The sequence below is a fragment of the Microbacterium sp. genome, from assembly GCF_047607225.1.
Classification (GTDB): Bacteria; Actinomycetota; Actinomycetes; order Actinomycetales; family Microbacteriaceae; genus Microbacterium.
This window is the reverse complement of sequence record NZ_JASGDO010000022.1, coordinates 1-17,969: the sequence shown is the minus strand read 5'-3', so window position 1 is coordinate 17,969 and position 17,969 is coordinate 1. Positions and strand designations below refer to the sequence as shown.

Below are 17,969 nucleotides of genomic sequence, written 5' to 3'. Positions count from 1 at the left end.
CGGTCACCGACGCGACCGGAGCTGAGCTCCCTGGTGCGAGCGTTACGGCAGCCTACGTGTCGGAGAATCCCGTGGATGGCGTCTTCAAGCGCACTCTGATCGGCAGCGCCACGTCGGGGGGTGCTGGACGGTACACCCTGGTCACGGGGAACGTGGACATCGACTCCTCGGTCGTATCTGGCACGGTCGACATTGAGATGTCGGTGAGGTTCGGAGACGTTGAACGGTACTCGATCATCCAAGTGCCAGTGCGAGCTTCATCGTCAACACCAATCGGTACTAACAGCGAGGTGAGCGCCACACCAGACTCGGTGAGAGCTGACCTGTCGATCGGCCGCACCGGCAGTCGGGACTCGGGTGGTTCCGCAGACTCGGTGGCATCTGAAGCTGACGTATCGGAGGATTCACCCGGCCCGGCGGCGATAGCCGCACCGGTCCTAACTGCTGCTACCACTACGGCAGCTGCTTCTGGAGCCACATCCTGCCCCGACATGCGTCCCTACTGGGATTGGGTGACTACATCGGACACCCGCACTGCGTACGTACCGATTCAGAGAACAAAGACTCTGGGCAACTCAAAGCAGAAGTACACCTGGAACAAGACGAGCGGCACGAAACTGGAGGTCGCTTATACCACCCCTACGCGAAGTACGGTAGTGCCACGTTGACTGCCTCTCGCTCCAACTCGACGTCGGTCGGGATCGTGATGTCCGTGGACTACAACCAGGCTAGGCTCCTGAAAGTGGAGTGGCAGTATGAGAAGCTCCAAAAGGTGTGTCACGACGGGACGATTTCGCCCTACCGGACTAAACTCAACGTCTTCCGTTGGCTGCCCAAGAAGATCACCGGCGGAAACTTGAAAGTGGCGTCATCCCCGACCTGGACATGCAATCGCAGCCGCTCCTCGATCTTTCAGAACGAAACAAGGATCGAGAAGACGAGGTCCGTGACGTTCGTAGGCCATTTCTCGATCGCCGGGGTCTACCTGGACTCCAACAACACGAACAACACCTCAAACACAACGGTCGTCTACCCGAAGAGCGGCGGAGCGCGCATCTGTGGGGACTCCGACTTCCCCGCGACGGCGAACAGGACCCAAGAGGTGACGAAATAGAGCTGCTTCGGCCGGTGGCTATCGTCGCCGCCGTGCTCTGCGCAGCGCCTCTGCTGTCATCGTGCGCTAGTAACTCGCTCCCTAGCGGACCTCTCTTTGAGTCGTCTGCACGGAGTCCGAACGCTTACGTGTATCGGGTCGACGGGCCGCAGATGGAGTTCACCGACGGCTTCACGACCTTCGCCGCACTCGATGACGACGATGTCGTCATCGAGTCGATCCGGTCCATCGGCGACTCTGATGACGTCACGGTGGTGGGCACGCTCCTCTCCGGACCTCTGGGCGAGAATGGCACGTTTCAGTCCTTCGATGGATTCCCTCCGCGTGAAGGCCTCGACGGGGAGACCATCGAGGCATCGGGCGCGCTGATAGCGGCAGGGTCCGGGCACTACCAGATCCTCATTGGCTATCGAGGGGTTCTTGGCAAGATATCCGTGCGCACGGGAGTCGAGGTCACGTACCGAGTCGGGACGACCCAATATCGTGACGTGCTGCCTGCTGGCATCGTCATGTGCCCAGAAGACGAGGACCAGGCGTGCAGCGACGAGATGAACCGCCTCGTCGATGGGTTTCTCGAGAGTAGATGACTGCTCGGTCCCGACGGGTGGCAGATGGTCGAGTGCGAAGTCGGCGACACCTACCGGTACGTGTGGCAGCAGGGTGAGGACGAGTCGACCCGTTTCGGGTTCGAGGGCGAGACCGTACTGAGCGAGCCGACCTGGCGGGCGGTCACGACCGAGAAGATGATCGGGATGGACGGTCCGTCGACCCTCAACGACCTGCAGTTGTACGAGGAGGACGGTGCGACTCTTCTCACCCTTCTCATCGAGTATCCGGATAAGGAGACGCGCGACATGATCCTCGCGACGGGCATGACCGACGGGATGGAAGCCTCCTACGCGCGTCTGGAGGCCGCGATCGCCTGAGACCGCGTCCGCTCCGCGCGCCCGTCGCCCTCCCCCTCCGTCCGTCGGCCCCCGTCCGCCCGTAGGCGAGAGCACATGCTCTCATCGACCGCATACCGTAACGACGCGATCGAGGTATGCCCCCGCTGAGAGCATGTGCTCTCGACGGGCGGAGTAGGGAAGGACCGGGCGTGGCGAGACGGGTCAGGCGCGGGCGAGGGCGTCTTCGAGCGCCACCCAGGCGAGCATCGCGCACTTCACGCGCGCCGAGAACTTCGAGACCCCGGTCAGCGCGGCCGCGTCGCCGTAGACGTCTTCGTCGAGCTCGATCTGACCGCGGGAGCGCAGCGCCTCCCGGAAGCCCGCGATGAGCTCGGCGGCCTCGGCGCGGGAGATGCCGACCGCGAGGTCGGACAGCATCGACGCCGACGCCTGGGAGATCGAGCAGCCGGAGCCCTCCCACGTGACGTCGCGAATGGTCTCGCCGTCGGTCGCGACACGCGCCCGCAGGGTGATCTCGTCTCCGCAGACCGGGTTCTTCTGGTGCGATGTGGCGTGGGCGCCGTCTTCGTCCGCCAGCCCGAAATGCTGCGGGTGCTTGGAGTGGTCCAGGATCAGCTCGCGGTACAGGGTGTCGAGATCGCTCATGATTCCGCTCCGAAGTAGGCACGGACGCCGCGGACGGCGTCGACGAACCGGTCGACCTCTTCGGTCGTGTTGTACAGGGCCGCCGAGGCCCGCAGCGAGGCACGGATGCCGAAGCGCGCGTGCAGGGGCGCCGCGCAATGATGACCGACGCGCACGGCGATGCCGCGGTCGTCGAGGAACTGTCCCGCGTCGTGGGCGTGGACGCCGTCGACGTCGAACGACCACAGTCCCACCCGCTCCACGCCGCCGGCGTCGCCGAGGAGGCGGACCCCGGGGATCTCGACGAGGCCCGCCCGCATGCGGTCGGCGAGCATCCGCTCGTGGGCGTGGATCGCGTCGAGACCGACGGCGTCGAGGTACCGCACGGCGGCCGCGAGCCCGATCGCGGGGCCCACGGGCTGGGTGCCCGCCTCGAACCGCTGCGGCGGCGGCAGGTACTCGGCCGAATCGAGGGTGACGGTCGTGATCATCGACCCACCGGTGAGGAACGGAGGCAGTGCGTCGAGCATCTCCGACCGCCCGTACAGTCCGCCGACCCCGTACGGGCCGAGCATCTTGTGGCCGCTGAACACGGCGAAGTCGACACCCAGGGCGGGGAGGTCCAGCGCCAGGTGGGGCGCCGACTGGCAGGCGTCCATCACGGTGACGGCCCCGACGCGCTGGGCGAGCGCCACGAGCTCGGCCACCGGGTTCACGATGCCCAGGACGTTCGAGACGTGCGTGAAGGCGACCAGGCGCGTCCGGTCACCGATGAGCTCTGCGGCCGCGTCGAGATCGAGCGTGCCGTCTTCGCGGACGGGGATGTGGCGCAGCACAGCGCCGGTGCGGGCGGCCAGCTCCTGCCACGGGATGAGGTTCGCGTGGTGCTCGATCGCCGTCGTCACGATCTCATCGCCCGGTTGCAGCGCGAACCGCGCCGACGCCGGCGCTCCTCGGCCGAGCGTGGCGTTGCCGATCGCGTAGGCGAGGAGGTTCAGCCCCATGGTGGCGCCGCTGATCCACACGAGCTGCTCGGGAGCTGCCCCGACGAAGCCCGCCACGGTCGCCCGGGCGTCCTCGAACAGGTCGGTCGCCTCGGCCGCGAGGGTGTGCGCGCCGCGATGGACCGCGGCGTTGGAGTGGGTGAGGAAGTCGTACTCCGCCTGCAGGACCTGACGCGGCTTCTGGCTCGTGGCTCCCGAATCGAGGTAGACGAGCGGCTTCCCCGACACCGTCTGGGACAGGATCGGGAAGTCCGCGCGCAGGGCCGCCACGTCGAGAGCCGCCGTCGGAGCAGCGGCATCGGGGTGGGTGAGGTCGGTCGCGGAAGTCACCCATCTAGGCTACGCCCCGGTACCCCCGCGGGCTCCGGGGGCTTCGAGGTCGAAACCGGGCTCGGCCCGCTGTGACAGGCTGGGCGCATGACCGTCTCCCCGTCCCTGACCACGCTCTCCGACGCGGTGCGCGACGCGGCCGACCGCCGCGCGCGCCGCGCCCAGCTCGACGCTCAACTGCGCGTCGCCGAGCAGCTCGTGGCGACGCGGCGCGACGAGCTCCGTCCCCTCGAACAGGCCCAGGCGGCCGAGGAGGCCGACGTCCGTCGGCTGGAGCGGCTGTCGCCGGCGCGCCTCTGGGCGACGATCCGCGGAGATGTCGAGGAACGCGTCGCCGTCGAGCAGGCGGAAGCGGACAACGCGGCGCGCGCGACCGTCGCTGCTCGGGCGCGACTCGACGACGCGACGGCCAGTGCGACGCGGGTGCGCGCCGAACGCGACGGCCTCGGCGATGTCGAGGGGGCCTACGCGGGGGCGCTCGATGCCTATGAGGCCGGTCTCGCAGACGCCGGTGGTGCCCCGGCGACCGAGCTCGCCCACGTCGCCGAGAACCTCGGACGTGTCGCGGCCGAGCAGAAGGAGATCGACGAGGCGGCCATCGCGCTCCGGCAGGCGACCGTGGCGCTCGACCACGCCGTGGATCGCCTGGAGAGCGCCGGCGGCTGGGCGACGTACGACACCTTCTTCGGCGGCGGCATGGTGGCCGACCTCGTCAAGCACAGTCGTGTCGACGAAGCGACGCGTGCCTTCGTTGCGGTCAACCGTGCGCTCGAACGCCTCAGCGTGGAACTCGCCGACCTCGATCTCCCGGCCGTTCGGGGAGCGGAGATCTCGCAGGGGCTCGCGGTGTTCGACGTGCTCTTCGACAACATCTTCAGCGACTGGATGGTGCAGTCGCGCATCGCCGAAGCGCGAGACCGGGCGTATCGTCTCCGGTCGCTGCTTGCCGGACTGGCCGCCGAGCTGGATGACCGCGCTGCCCGAGCGGCGGGAGTGATGGCCGCCCTCACGGCGCGGCGCGAGGAGATCCTCACCGCCGGCTGAGGCGCCCGGGCCGGACGCGGGCTACGGGGTGTCGTCGGTGTGCGAGACGAGTCCGTACGACGTGATCCGCCCCGCACGGTCGTCGCCGGGCAGCGGCCGCGACCGGCGTCCGTAGATGAGCTCGGTGGAGTCCAGCAGCCACGGCACGAGGGTGATGGACACCCCGTGCACGAGCATCAGCTGCTGTGCGATGCGGCGCGCGCGACGGTTGTGCAGGAGCGACTCCCACCAGTGCCCCACGATGTACTGCGGCAGATACACCGTCACGACGGTCGATCCGTGCTTCTCGCGGTACGCCTTGATGAACTGGGCGACCGGCGCCGCATAGTGCCGGAACGGCGACTCGATGATCACGAGCGGCACCGGCATGTGGTGGGCCTCCCAGTCGGCCTGCAGTTCCACCGCTTCCTGTTCGTTGATCGCCACGTGCACCGCGATCGTCTTGTCGTGCCGGGCGGCCAGGGCGTAGTCGACGGCCTTCGCGACCGGCTTCTGCAGGCGCCCCACGAGGACGAGGGCGACGTCTCCCGATGCGCCGAAGCGGACGTCGTCGTCCATCGCGGTCTCGTGGTCGACATCGCGGTAGTACCGGTGCACACCGACCATGAGGAGCGCCAGCACCGGGATGGCGAAGAACACCAGGTACGCCCCGTGGGTGAACTTCGTGATCGTGACGATCGCCAGCACGGCGACCGTGAAGGCCGCGCCCACGAAGTTGATGATGAGCCCCGAGACGGCCGCTCGCCTCTCCGAGACGAGCTTGGGCGGGAGCAGCCGCAGTTCCCGCCGCCAGTGCTTGACCATCCCGATCTGACCGAGGGAGAACGAGACGAAGACGCCGATGATGTAGAGCTGGATGAGCGTGGTGAGGCGGGCCTGGAAGACGATCAGCACCACGATGGCGGCGGCGCCCAGGATGAGCATGCCATTGGAGAACACCAGCCGGTCGCCTCGGGTGTTCAGCGACTTGGGCGCGTAGCCGTCGCGGGCCAGGACAGCGCCCAGGAGCGGGAAACCGTTGAAGGCAGTGTTCGCCGCCAAGAGCAGGACGCACGCGGTCGCCGCCTGGATCACGTAGAACGGGATCGAGCCCGCTCCGAAGGTCGCCGCGGCGACCTGGGCCATGAGCGAGGGCTGTGGCGTTCCCGCACAGTCGAAACCGATCAGGTGGCACGGGTTCTCCGCGTAGTGCACGCCGGTGATGAGCGCGAGCGCGGTGAGCCCGGCGAACAGCATGATCGCGATCGTGCCCATCGTCACGAGCGTGAGCTGGGCGTTGCGGACCTTCGGCGACCGGAAGGCGGGAACGCCGTTGGAGACGGCCTCCACACCGGTGAGCGCCGAACACCCGGAGGAGAAGGCGCGCAGGATCAGCAGCAGCACGGCGGCCTGAGTGAGGCTCTCGCTGTGCACCTCGAACGCCGCACTCGACGCGACGGGGGCGTCTCCGAACGCCCAGCGGATGAGGCCGGTGACGATCATCACGGCCACCGAGCCGATGAACACGTACGTCGGGATCGCGAACGCCGTCGACGCCTCGCGAACGCCCCGGAGGTTCACGAGGATGATGAGGATGACGAACCCCACGGCCAGTTCGATCCGCCACGGATCCAGCTCCGGCACGGCCGAGATGATGTTGTCGACGCCGGAGGCGATCGACACCGCGACCGTCAGGATGTAGTCCACGAGCAAGGCCGCCGCCACCACGACGCCGGCGCGCTCTCCCAGGTTCGTGCGGGCCACCTCGTAGTCGCCGCCTCCCGAGGGATAGGCCTTGATCAACTGCCGGTAGCTGAGGACGACGACGATCAACAGCGCCACGACCGCCGCCGCCACCCACGGCGCGAACGCCAGGAACGCGGTGCCCCCGATGAGCAGGATCATCACCAGTTCCTGCGGGGCGTAGGCGACCGAGGAGAGCGCATCGGAGGCGAAGATCGGCAGCGCCATCTTCTTCGGGAGGGCCTGGTCGTCGAGCTGTTCGCTGGTCAGCGGCTCGCCGAGGAGGATGCGCTTCGCGATCGGCGTCGTCTCGTCCGACGGATCGCGACTTTCGTCAGTCACGGCGGGCGACATTACGCCTGCGCCGTCCCCCGCGCAACACGCGGGCGCCGGGGGCGCGTCGGGCGATCGCGGGAGGGTTGCGGCGCGGGCTTCGGGCGGAGCCGGTTCGGGATCCTAGACTCGCTCGAATGGACGACCGCATCACTCTGGGAATCCTGGCCATGCTCGCCGGCGCCGCCGTCGGCGTGGTGCTGTTCGTGCCGTTCGTCGCCGTCAGTTACCGCCGTCGCGGCGGGCTCGGGTTCTGGAGGTTCGCCGGGTGGGCCGCGTTCCTCGTCTACTTCTTCGCGATCTGGACGTACACCCTCCTGCCCCTCCCCGACCCCGACGCGATTCGATGCGTCGGCGCGATCACCGACCCGATGTCCGTCGTGCGCGACCTGCAGGCGGCCTTCGCCGGCCCCGGGAACCCGCTGCGGAGCCCGGAGCTGCTGCAACTCGTCTTCAACGTGCTGCTCTTCCTCCCCCTCGGCTTCTTCGTCCGGGTGCTGTTCGGTCGCGGGTTCGTCGTGGCGGTGCTGATCGGCTTCGCCGTCTCGCTCCTGGTGGAGACCACGCAGCTCACGGGTGTGTGGGGCATCTATCCGTGCGCGTACCGCTTCTTCGATGTCGGGGACCTGATGACCAACACGACCGGCGCCCTGATCGGGGCGGTGCTATCGCTGGTCGTCCCGAAGCGTCATCGCGGGTTCTCGCGGACGGCCGACGCCGACGAGCCCGACCCCGTCACGCGCGGGCGCCGCGTGCTCGCCGCGTTCTGCGACCTGCTCGGGGCGTGGCTCTTCGCGGCGGCCGTCGCGACGACGGTCGCCTTGTCGCTGCGTTTCGTCTTCCAGGTGCCCGACGCCGACATCCCGGAAGGACTCTTCGACCTGGTGTCGGGGCTCGCCGTCATCGCCCTCTGGCTGACCCTGATCCTCGCCACGGGACGCTCGGTCGGTGATCTCGCCGTCGAGCTCCGCTATCGCGGCGGGACGCTCCCGGTGCCGCTCGCGCGGCTGCTGCGCTTTGCCGGAGGGGTGGGCGGCTACTACGCGCTCGACCTGCTGCCGGCGCCGTGGTCCACGGTATCGGGACTGTTCCTCTTCGTCGCCCTCGTGCTCGTGTTCACCACACGGCGCGGCCGAGGCCTGCCGGGCCTTCTCAGCGACCAGGAGCTCACCGACGCGCGTGAGGGCGACGGGGGGAGCGTGCCGCCGAGCGTCAGCGGCCGGAGTAGTAGTAGTACAGGATCGCGGTGACCTTCTCGCCGTCGGTGTCCACCACCACGCTGTAGGCGGGCTTGCCGTCGGTGAACCCGGAGCGGTCGGGAGCGAAGACGAAGCGCGGGTTGCCGCCGCGGTCGACCTCGACGCCCGGGTCCAGCGCCTTCACGTCGGCCACCGGCATGCCGATTTTCACTCCGAACTCCGCCGTCACGGGCACCCCGTCGACGTCGTTGGCCGTCAGACGCAGATACGACGGCTGGGAGTAGTCGTCGCGGCTCGGGCCGCCCTCGAGCGGCTTCATGTCATAGAGGGCGATGCCGGGCCACTGGTAGACCGTGTAGTCGGGATAGCTCGATCCATTGCCCTTCTCGACGCGCTCCTTCGGCGCCGAGCCGAACGCCTCGGAGAGCGTGGATACGGCGCCTGCCATGTCGCCGTTCCAGTCGTAGGTGAACGTCGAGGATCCGGCGTCGTCGGTGAGGGCGAGCCCGGTGGCGGCGAGGGCGATCCCTGCGGCAACCGGAGCATCGCTCTCACTCGGTGCCGGCGGTGCGCTCGGGCTCTCGGCCGGGTCCGGCGCCTCGGCGCTGGTCGGGGAGGAGCCTCCGGGATTCTGCGATGCCGGCTCAGAATCGCCGTTGCCGCGGGTCAGCAGCATGACGAGCGCGATGACGACCGCCACGGCGAGGACGGCCGCGACGATGCCCAGCACGAGCGGAGTGCGATCGCGCGTGACGGGGGTGGGGTCGGTCATGCGGGGTCTCCCAGGAACTCACGAGCGGCGACGACGAGGGTGTCCACACCGCGTTCGATGGTCGGGTGAAGGACCGGGGCGAAGAACGGCGAGTGGTTGGTGGGGATGTCCTCGTTGAGCGTCCCGCGCTCAGCGGCGGCGGCGTAGGCCTGAGGGTCGATGCCGCCCCAGAACCAGAAGACCAACGGGACACCCGCCTCCCGCGCGAACCATGACACGTCTTCGCTGCCGGTGAACATGCCGGGGTCGATCACGGTTCCCTCACCGAAAGCGCGGTCGAAGGCGGCGGTGACCCGGGCAGTGGCGGCCGCGTCGTTGATCGTCGGCGGCAGCGAGTGGTCCACCGTGATGACGGGTTCCTCCTCCGCACCCGACGCCTGCGCCTCGGCGCGGACGATCCGCTCCACGCGACCAAGCACGTCGGCACGGGCGTCGTCGTCGGGGTACCGGAGGCTCAACTCCAGCGTCGCCTCGGCGGGGATGATGTTGTTCTTCAGACCCGCGTGCAGTGATCCCACCGTGACGACCGCCATCTCCCGGGGGTCGACCTCGCGGGAGACGACTGTCTGCAGACGCATCACGGTGGCTGCCGCCATCACGATCGGGTCGATCGTGGCGTGGGGACGCGAGCCGTGCCCACCACGACCGAGGAGCTTCACCGTGAGGCCGTCGGAGGCCGCCATCTGCGTGCCGGGGCGCACGCCGATCACGCCGGCGGGGAGCGGGGTGAGGTGCTGCCCGAGCACGATGTCGGGTCGGGGGTAGGCGTCCAGCACCCCGTCGGCGAGCATCGCCTGCGCACCGGCGCCGTACTCCTCCGCGGGCTGGAAGACGGCCACGACCGTTCCCGACCACTCGTCGGTGGTCGCGGCCAGTCGCTCCAGCGCACCCAGGAGAGCCGTCACGTGCATGTCGTGCCCGCACGCGTGCATGACGGGCACGTCGTTTCCGGCGGGGTCGGTGCCGCGTGCGGTGGAGGCGTAGGCGAGCCCGGTCTGCTCCGCGACGGGCAGCCCGTCCATATCGGCGCGCAGCCACACGACGGGGCCTTCTCCGTTGCGGATGATCGTGGCCACGCCCGTCTTACCGAGGCCCTCGGTGTGCTCGAGCCCCAGTGCCGCGAGCTCGCGCGTGATCACGCCGGCGGTCCGCGTCTCCTGGAAGGAGAGCTCGGGATGACGGTGCAGGTCGATGTAGAGGGACTCGAGGTCGATCGTCATGCGTCCGAGCCTACGCGGCGCACCTGTGCGGGGTCATGGCGGTCGCCCCGGTGGGTGGAGCTCAACGACCGGGGACGGGGTGGGGAGGAGGAGCGGTGCTGGTGCGCGGGACGAGCGCGAACGGGAGGACGGGATCGGGCACCGCGACGCCCTCCTCCAGGGCCGCCAGCGCCGCCTCGGCGGCCCGCTGTCCCTGCCCGTGCGGGAACTGCTCGATCGTGGTGAGCCCGAAGAAGCCGCTCATCTCGTGTCCGTCGACGCCGATCACCGAGACATCGCCGGGCACGTCGCGCCCCGCCTCCCGCGCCGCGAAGAGCGCACCGAAGGCCATCTCGTCCGACGCGGCGAAGATCGCGGTGGGAGCAGTCGCGCTGAGCAGTTCACGCGCAGCCCGGTACCCGCCGTCGATCGTGAAGTCCGCCGCGGCGAAGGCCGCCGGACGCAGTCCCGCCTCGGCCAGCGCCGCGTCGAAGCCGCGCCGGCGCAGAGTCGGGATGTCGGGGGAGCGGTCGTCGCCGAGACTGTGGCCGATGTGGGCGATCTCGCGGTGCCCGAGTCCGATCAGGTGAGAAGCGGCCAGTCGGGCGACGGCCGTGTCGTCCACCTGCAGTGTCGCCAGGCGCGCGCTCGGGGTGCCGAGACCGATCACGGGCAGGCCGAGTGCCTGCAGGTCGTCGATCTCCGGGTCGGAGAAATCGACGGACAGCACGACGACGGCATCCACCCGGCCGCGCCGCAGCGACGTGTGGAGCAATCGCCGTCGCTCTCCGGGGTCGTCGGTGGCGTTGTACAGCGTGATGTCGTATCCGCGGGGCGACAGCACGGACGCGATCCCATCGAGCACGTTGGCGAAGAACCAGCGGTCGAGGAGGGGAACGATCACCCCGATGGAGCGGGTGCGCCCGGTCGCGAGGCTCGACGCGGCGGCCGAGACCACGTAGCCGAGCTCGTCGGCCGCGGCACGCACGCGCGCGCGGGTCTGCTCCGACAGTCGGCCACGCCCGCTCAGAGCGCGAGAGACGGTCGCCGTCGAGACTCCCGCTCGACGGGCGACCTCCTCCAGACTCGCCACGTCAGTGCGTCGACAGCCAGACCGCGGTGTCGACCGGCAGCTCGCCGCCCTCGAATCGTTCGCTCGCGACGAGCACCGTGCCGGCCGGGAGCGTCACGGCGGCGCGTCCGGCGTTGGCGATCACCGTCACCGCGTCGTCGCCTGCGTGCACGCGGAACGCGAGCACATCGTCGCCGTACCCGTCGAGCCACTCCAGCCGTCCGGATCCGAGCCCGTGCGCGCGGCGCGACGCCAGCAGCGTGCGGTAGAGCCACAGCGTCGAATCCGGGTCTTCTTCCTGTGACGACCGCGCCAGGTCCGTCCATTCCGCCGGCTGCGGCAGCCACGACTCGCCGCTGGGGCTGAATCCGTAGGCCGGCGCGTCCGAGGTCCATGGGATCGGCACGCGGCAGCCGTCGCGCCCGTAACGCTCCCGGTTGGTGCGGAACCAGGTGGGATCCTGCCGCACGTCGTCGGGCAGGTGGATGACCTCCGGGAGCCCGAGCTCCTCGCCCTGGTAGAGGTAGGCCGAGCCGGGGAGGGCCAGCATCACCGTCGTGGCCGCACGCGCGCGGCGCAGGCCCACCTCGGGGATCGGCTGTCCCGGGGAGTCCGGGCCGATGCCGTGGCCCTGCGGGTTCTCCGCCGTGAGGGCCAGGCGCGAGGCGTGCCGGACGACGTCGTGGTTGGAGAGCACCCACGTCGCCGGAGCGCCCACGGCCGGGAAGGCGCGCAGCGACTCGGCGATGACGGTGCGGATGGCCGGCGCGTTCCACTCCGTCATCAGGTACGGGAAGTTGAACGCCTGGTGCATCTCGTCGGGTCGCACCCACAGGGCGGTCTTGTCGACGGTGGGCAGCCACGCTTCGGCGCACAGGGCACGGTCGCCGTCGTACTCCGCGAGCACCCGGTTCCAGTCGCGGTAGATCTCGTGCACGCCGTCCTGACCCCAGTACGGCACGTCCTCCTCGCCGCCTCCCATGCTGTCGGCGTCGACGGAGGGAAGGTGGTCGGGAAGGCCATCGGTCTTGACGAGGCCGTGCGCGACGTCGACGCGGAAGCCGTCCACGCCGCGGTCGAGCCAAAACCGGAGGATGCTGCGGAACTCCTCCTGCACCTCGGGGTTGGACCAGTCAAAGTCGGGCTGTGAGACGTCGAACAGGTGCAGGTACCACTGCCCGGGGGCTCCATCGGGATCGGTCGCCCGCGTCCACGCCGGTCCGCCGAACACCGACTCCCAGTTGTTGGGCGGCAGCTCGCCGTTCTCTCCCTTGCCGTCGCGGAACATGTACCGGGCGCGCTCGGGGCTCCCGGGAGCCGCCGCCAGTGCCGCCTGGAACCACTCGTGTTGGTCGGAGCTGTGGTTGGGCACGAGGTCGACGATCACGCGGATGCCGCGGGCGTGGGCCTGGGTGAGCATCTCGTCGAAGTCGTCGAGGGTGCCGAACAGGGGATCGACGTCGCGGTAGTCGGCGACGTCGTACCCCGCATCGTGCTGGGGCGAGCGGTAGAAGGGGCTCAGCCACACCGCGTCGACCCCGAGCGAGACGAGGTCGTCGAGTCGTGAGGTGATGCCGCGGAGATCGCCGATGCCGTCGCCCGAGGCGTCGGCGAACGAGCGCGGGTAGATCTGATAGATCACGGCGGTGCGCCACCATTCCGAGCCGGGGCGGTCGCTCTCGGCGGCGGTGGACGAGAGGACGGAAGTCGTCGTCGAAGTCATGGACTCCATCCTAGGGCAAGCGCTTGCGCACGCAAGCCTCGACGGCGTGATCTGCACAACTCCTCCAGTCATGTGCTCCGCCGCGTCGCCGGCGGGCCACGGGCGCCGTCCGGCCCCTCGGATGGAGGAGTTATGCCGACGAGGGGAGCACGCGCCGGCGCGTACGCTGGGTCGGTGACCTCCTCCGACCTCGCCCGCGCCGAGTCGCTGATCGCCCGCATCCCCGACTTCCCGGAGCCGGGGATCCTCTTCCGCGACATCTCGCCGCTGCTGGCCGATGGTGCGGCGATGCGGACGGTGATCGACGCTCTCGTGGCGCCGTTCGCCGGGGCGTTCGACGTGATCGCCGGAGTCGAGGCGCGCGGGTTTCTCCTCGCGGGCGCGGCCGCGGTGGCCGCGGGTGTCGGAATGGTGCCGATCCGCAAGGCCGGGAAGCTCCCCCGGCCGGCCGCCGCCGTCTCCTACGACCTGGAGTACGGGCAGGCGACGATCGAGATGGCCGCCGACCTCCCCACCGGTACGCGGGTGCTGCTGGTCGACGACGTGCTCGCCACCGGCGGCACGCTTCGCGCGGCCCAGCGGCTTCTCGAGGAGCTCGGTTATGTCGTGGCGGGCACCGCCGTGCTGATGGAGCTCGCCGACCTCCGCGGCCAGGAGGTCTGCGGGCCGGTGCACACCGTCTTCACCGTCTGATCTCCCGCCATTGGCAACCGGGCGTCAGGTCAGCGTGCCGGTCATCCCCATGCGGGTGAGCACTGCGGTCTCGACGATCTGCACGAGGTTGTAGAGCACCAGGGTGACGAGGGTGATGATCGCCACCGACGCCCAGAGCTCTTCGAAGCGCGCGGACGCATTGAACTTCTGGATCATCCCGCCGATCCCCTGTCCCGTCGAGAGCCACTCCGCCAGCAGGGCGCCGGTGACCGCCCCCGGCACCGAGACGCGCGCAGCCGCGAACAGTGACGGCAGGGCTCCCGGCACGTTCACCTTGCGCAACGCGGTGAGCCTCGACCCGCCGTAGACGTGCACGAGGTCGAGACTCTCCGGGTGCGCCCGGCTGAGTCCGAACAGCACCGAGGCGAGCGCGGGGAAGAGCACGACGATGCTGCCGATGACGGCGACCGACGCCGGCGTGCCGCGTCCGGTGATGAGGATGATGACGGGGGCAAGGGCCACCAGCGGCACGCTGCGCAGCAGCAGGGCCAGCGGCATGACGCCCGCCTCGATCCCGCGGGAGAGGGAGAAGAGGATCGCGAGGACGATCGCGGCGACGATGCCGACCACGAATCCCAGCGCCGCGTCTTGCAGGGTCTGCGAGAGGAGCGGAGCGATCGCCTCCCGGTTCGCCGCGGCGCTCCCGGGGTCGTCGCCGTCGCTGAAGAGGAACGCCCACACATCCGCCGGTCCCTTGGCGACATAGGGGGAGATACCCGTGAGGCTCACGACCGCCTGCCACAGGAGGAGGACGATCGCGAGGGTGGCCAGCGCGTTCACGGCGGCGCGGGCCACCGGGCGCCAGCGACCGCGGTTCATCGCCGTCCTCCCGCGGTGGCCGCGCGGCCCGACACCCACGGCGTCACCAGGCGCGCCAGCAGCCCGACCACCGCGTAGCCGGCCAAGGCGATGAGGGCGCACAGCAGGAACACCACCCACACCCGCGCGGAGTCGAGATTCCCCTGCAGGCGGATGAGCGTGATGCCCACGCCTCGGTCGATCGCCCCCATGTACTCGCCGAGCACCGCCCCGAGGAAGGCGCTGGGCACGGCGATCTGCAGGGCGTTGAGGATCGAGGGGAGTGCGGCGATGAGCCGCACCTTGCGCAACTGCGTCCACCGCGACCCGCCGTACACGCGGATCACGTCGAGGGAGGCCCGGTCCGCCGTCGTGAACCCCAGCACGGCGCCCACCACGGTCGTGAAGAACACCGCGAGGGCGGCGAGGAAGATCGCTGTCGCGCTCGCGTCGCCGGGCTGTTTGGCGCCTCCCAGCGTCACGATCGCGATGCCGCCGACCGCCACGACGGGAAGGCAGTAGCTCACCACGGCGATCTGCATCACGATCGGCTCCAGGCGGGGAAGTAGCAGCACGGTGGCGGCAAGGAGCAGAGCGATGGCGTTCCCCCAGGCGTATCCGATCGCCGCCTCCCGCACGGTCACCGCGAACACCGACCAATACGGCGCCGGCCCATCGGAGACGAGCGTGGTCAGGACCACCCAGGGTGAGGGCACGGGGGTGTAGTCGGTGCCCTCGGCGGGCGTGAAGACAGTCGCCGAGAACGCCCACCACGCGGCGATCAGTGCCACGGTCCCGATCAGCGCGGCCAGCCAGCCGGGCATGCGTCGACGTGCCCTCATGACGACTCCCTGCGGCAGGTCATGACTCGGCGGCGGCGCGGCCGTCGTCGCCGAAGAGCAGGTCGGAGGCGCGATCGACCAGCGCGTGGAACTCGGGAGTGCGCTGCATCTCCGGCGTGCGCGGGCGCGGAAGGTCGACGTCGATGATCTCCTTGACCCGCCCCGGCCGGGGCGACATGACCGCCACGCGATCGGAGAGGAAGATCGCCTCGGAGATGCCGTGGGTGACCAGCAGCGTGGTCGCCGGCTTCTCACTCCAGATGCGCAGGAGCTCGAGGTTGAGGTTCTGCCGCGTCATGTCGTCGAGCGCCCCGAACGGCTCGTCGAGCAGAAGCACCGAGGGCTTGAGGGCCAGGGCGCGGGCGATCGACACCCGCTGGCGCATCCCGCCCGACAGCTGCGCGGGCCGCGACTTCTCGAAGCCCTGCAGGCCGACCAGAGCGATCAGCTCGTCGATGTAGGCGTCGTCGACCCGGCGGCCGGCGACCTCGAACGGCAGCCGGATGTTGCTGCGGACGCTCCGCCAGGGCAGCAGTGCGTGGTCCTGGAAGGCGATGCCGAGCTCACCCGAGGCGCGCAGCTCGTGGGGCGTCTTGCCGTCGACGCGCACGGTGCCGGCCGTGGCGGTCTCCAGGTCGGCGAGGATGCGGAGGATCGTCGACTTTCCGCAGCCGGACGGACCGAGGAGGGCGAGGAAGGAGCCCTGGTCGGTGTGCAGCTCGGTGTCCTGCAGGGCGGTCACGGAACGCCCGCGCCGGCCGGTGAACGTCTTGGTGAGGCCGTCGATCCGGATGCCGGTGCCGCCCGGTGAAGGCGCGGCACCGGCATCGGAGGCGGTGGAGCTCTGCGTCATGGGATCAGGGCAGGTAGTTCTTGAGGTCGGCGTTCTCGGTGTAGATCTCGTCGATGATCGTCGTGTCGAACAGGTCGTCCACGCTCACGTCCCACCCGGCGGCCTTGAGCGACGCGACCGTCTGCTGCTTGAGCTCGTCGGAGATCGTGAAGAGCCCGTTCGCCTCCGTCTCGGGCGTGGAGATGAGGAGCTTCTCGGCCTCCAGACCCTTGGACGTCTTGGTCGGGTCGAGGGCGCCGAAGACGGCCTCGAGGCCGTCGGCCGAGTCCTCCGCCGCTTGGTTGTAGTACTTCGTGATGAGCTCGACCGAGTCGTCGGTGGAGTTCTGGAACACGTCGGTCCACCCCTTGATCTCGGCGGTGAGGAAGGCCTTGAGCAGCTCCTTGTTCTCGGCGAGGTACTGGTCGGTGACCGAGAACGTCTCGGCCACGTACGGCACACCGTTGTCGGCGTAGGCGAGATTGGTGATGTCGTAGCCGGCGAGTTCGACGGTGAGCGCCTCGTTGGTGAGGTAGGCCATGAACCCGTCGACGTCACCGTTCATGAGCGGGGTGGGGTCGAACTCGACGGGGACCACCGTCACGTCGGCGGGGTCGATCCCGTTCGCGTTCAGGAGCGCGGCGAACACCGACGCGTTCGAGTCCTGGACGCCGATCTTCTTGCCCACGAGGTCCTGCGGCGTCGTGATGTTGCCGCCGTCTGCGAGCGAGAGGATCGTGAAGGGGTTCTTCTGGAAGGTGGCCCCGATGATCTTCAGCGGCGCGTCCTGCTCGGCGATGGCTGCGCCGATCGATGCGGCATCCGAGAGCGCCACGTGGACCGTGCCCGACAGCAGCTTTGCAACGCCCGTGTCCGGCCCGGAGATGCCGACCACGTTGGAGAACCCCGCCTCGTCGTAGTACCCGTTCTCATACGCGTAGAACTCGCCGGCGAACTCCTCGTTCTTGATCCAGGAGTACTGCACGCTGATCTCGCCGTGGTCGGCGGCGGCGCCGGATCCCCCGGACGGAGCGGGCGTGCTGCCGCCGGCGCAGGCCGAGAGTGCCAGAACGGATGCCACGGCCAGGGCGGCCGTGGTCAGGGCGCGGGTGCGGGCGCGCCCGATGCGGTGGATCGCCATCGAAGTCCTTCGGGTGTGAGAGGCGGGAAAGGTGCAGGTGCCGACCATGATCGCGGTGCCGTGTGTACGGCGACGGCCGTTTCTGTTTCGCCCGTGTGACGATCTGGCCGGGGTGGGATACTTGGGGGGCCCGTCCAGAAAGGACTCCTGTGGGAACTGTGACCTACGAACCGACCGTGCGCATCACCTCGAGCACCGGAGCCGAGATCCACGTCGGCGGCGAGATCGATGAGGTCTTCGCCTCGACGGCGGAGGGGATGCGCGCTCGGGTGGTCGAGGCCATCCGTCAGTTGGCTGCGTCCGCGGGTGAGCCGGTCACGGCGACGGTGGTCGAAGCCGGTGCGCGCTGGCCGATGATCGTCCACCCCGATGGCACGTTCTTCGAGGCGAAGGCGTTGGCGGCGACGGAGGGCGACGAGGAGCCGTCCGCCGCGCCGACCGACACGGCTGCTCCCGAGATCATCGACGCGGTGCCGCCGTTGCCGGCGTCAGTCATCGAGGGCGCCGCGACCGAGACGCCCGCGCCGGCTGAGCAGCCGGCTGAGGAGCCGCCCTCCGCGCCGGTGGCGGCCACCGCGGTCGTCGCGGCGGAGCCCGT

Annotated in this window: 16 protein-coding genes and 2 pseudogenes; 7 read left to right on the top strand and 11 right to left on the bottom strand. The window is 69.5% G+C overall.

Annotated elements, in window-relative coordinates:
- The first annotated feature begins 712 nt into the window (after window positions 1–712).
- The 3 genes and pseudogenes from QM591_RS03770 to QM591_RS03760 form a co-directional block, all read left to right on the top strand.
- Window positions 713–1,114 (top strand): hypothetical protein, encoded by a 402-nt coding sequence (locus QM591_RS03770; RefSeq protein WP_415129763.1) that lies wholly within the window; start codon window positions 713–715, stop codon window positions 1,112–1,114.
- Window positions 1,115–1,266: 152 nt separating this feature from the next.
- Window positions 1,267–1,701, top strand: coding sequence for a hypothetical protein (locus tag QM591_RS03765; RefSeq protein ID WP_415129761.1), 435 nt, complete (start codon window positions 1,267–1,269; stop codon window positions 1,699–1,701).
- Window positions 1,702–2,040, top strand: a pseudogene (locus QM591_RS03760) (SRPBCC domain-containing protein); the annotation flags it as partial.
- A 183-nt stretch (window positions 2,041–2,223) separates the two neighbouring features.
- Here the strand turns inward: QM591_RS03760 and sufU are convergent.
- On the bottom strand, window positions 2,224–2,667 hold the full coding sequence (gene sufU / locus QM591_RS03755; protein ID WP_415129759.1) for a Fe-S cluster assembly sulfur transfer protein SufU: 444 nt from the start codon (window positions 2,665–2,667) through the stop codon (window positions 2,224–2,226).
- Window positions 2,664–3,980 (bottom strand): aminotransferase class V-fold PLP-dependent enzyme, encoded by a 1,317-nt coding sequence (locus QM591_RS03750; RefSeq protein ID WP_415129757.1) that lies wholly within the window; start codon window positions 3,978–3,980, stop codon window positions 2,664–2,666. The genes sufU and QM591_RS03750 overlap by 4 nt, the downstream gene beginning before the upstream one ends.
- Before the next feature lie 87 nt (window positions 3,981–4,067).
- Between QM591_RS03750 and QM591_RS03745 the strand changes: the two genes are divergently transcribed.
- The gene (locus QM591_RS03745; RefSeq protein WP_415129755.1) at window positions 4,068–5,024 is read left to right on the top strand and encodes a hypothetical protein; all 957 of its coding nucleotides are present in this window, start codon (window positions 4,068–4,070) and stop codon (window positions 5,022–5,024) included.
- Between the two features lie 21 nt (window positions 5,025–5,045).
- On the opposite strand, the gene QM591_RS03740 is transcribed toward QM591_RS03745, so the two are convergent.
- A complete protein-coding gene (locus QM591_RS03740; protein ID WP_415129753.1) occupies window positions 5,046–7,100 on the bottom strand; it encodes an APC family permease in 2,055 nt (684 codons plus the stop codon).
- Between the two features lie 116 nt (window positions 7,101–7,216).
- Here QM591_RS03740 and QM591_RS03735 point away from each other — a divergent pair, with 116 nt between their 5' ends.
- On the top strand, window positions 7,217–8,329 hold the full coding sequence (locus QM591_RS03735; protein ID WP_415129751.1) for a VanZ family protein: 1,113 nt from the start codon (window positions 7,217–7,219) through the stop codon (window positions 8,327–8,329).
- On the opposite strand, the gene QM591_RS03730 is transcribed toward QM591_RS03735, so the two are convergent.
- The 4 genes from QM591_RS03730 to QM591_RS03715 all read right to left on the bottom strand — a co-directional run bounded on the left by QM591_RS03730 (window position 8,292) and on the right by QM591_RS03715 (window position 13,044).
- Window positions 8,292–9,050, bottom strand: a complete 759-nt coding sequence (locus QM591_RS03730; protein ID WP_415129749.1) for a hypothetical protein — start codon at window positions 9,048–9,050, stop codon at window positions 8,292–8,294. The genes QM591_RS03735 and QM591_RS03730 overlap by 38 nt on opposite strands.
- The gene (locus QM591_RS03725; protein ID WP_415129747.1) at window positions 9,047–10,270 is read right to left on the bottom strand and encodes an amidohydrolase; all 1,224 of its coding nucleotides are present in this window, start codon (window positions 10,268–10,270) and stop codon (window positions 9,047–9,049) included. Before QM591_RS03725 ends, QM591_RS03730 begins: the two co-directional genes overlap by 4 nt.
- A gap of 61 nt (window positions 10,271–10,331) precedes the next feature.
- Window positions 10,332–11,342 carry a LacI family DNA-binding transcriptional regulator gene (locus tag QM591_RS03720; RefSeq protein ID WP_415129745.1) on the bottom strand — a complete coding sequence of 337 codons (1,011 nt, stop codon included), beginning with the start codon at window positions 11,340–11,342 and terminating at the stop codon, window positions 10,332–10,334.
- A 1-nt stretch (window position 11,343) separates the two neighbouring features.
- Complete coding sequence (locus QM591_RS03715) at window positions 11,344–13,044, bottom strand: glycoside hydrolase family 13 protein (protein ID WP_415129743.1); 1,701 nt, start codon at window positions 13,042–13,044, stop codon at window positions 11,344–11,346.
- A 174-nt stretch (window positions 13,045–13,218) separates the two neighbouring features.
- Between QM591_RS03715 and QM591_RS03710 the strand changes: the two genes are divergently transcribed.
- The gene (locus tag QM591_RS03710) at window positions 13,219–13,737 is read left to right on the top strand and encodes an adenine phosphoribosyltransferase (protein WP_415129741.1); all 519 of its coding nucleotides are present in this window, start codon (window positions 13,219–13,221) and stop codon (window positions 13,735–13,737) included.
- Window positions 13,738–13,761: 24 nt separating this feature from the next.
- Here the strand turns inward: QM591_RS03710 and QM591_RS03705 are convergent, their stop codons facing one another.
- The 4 genes from QM591_RS03705 to QM591_RS03690 are packed head-to-tail and all read right to left on the bottom strand — an operon-like array spanning window position 13,762 to window position 17,371.
- The gene (locus tag QM591_RS03705; RefSeq protein WP_415129739.1) at window positions 13,762–14,577 is read right to left on the bottom strand and encodes an ABC transporter permease; all 816 of its coding nucleotides are present in this window, start codon (window positions 14,575–14,577) and stop codon (window positions 13,762–13,764) included.
- Complete coding sequence (locus QM591_RS03700; RefSeq protein ID WP_415129737.1) at window positions 14,574–15,398, bottom strand: ABC transporter permease; 825 nt, start codon at window positions 15,396–15,398, stop codon at window positions 14,574–14,576. Before QM591_RS03700 ends, QM591_RS03705 begins: the two co-directional genes overlap by 4 nt.
- 19 nt (window positions 15,399–15,417) lie before the next feature.
- Window positions 15,418–16,251, bottom strand: coding sequence for an ABC transporter ATP-binding protein (locus QM591_RS03695; protein ID WP_415129735.1), 834 nt, complete (start codon window positions 16,249–16,251; stop codon window positions 15,418–15,420).
- A 4-nt stretch (window positions 16,252–16,255) separates the two neighbouring features.
- Window positions 16,256–17,371, bottom strand: a complete 1,116-nt coding sequence (locus tag QM591_RS03690) for an ABC transporter substrate-binding protein (protein WP_415129733.1) — start codon at window positions 17,369–17,371, stop codon at window positions 16,256–16,258.
- A 176-nt stretch (window positions 17,372–17,547) separates the two neighbouring features.
- Between QM591_RS03690 and QM591_RS03685 the strand changes: the two are divergent.
- Window positions 17,548–17,969, top strand: a pseudogene (locus QM591_RS03685) (chromosome partitioning protein); the annotation flags it as partial.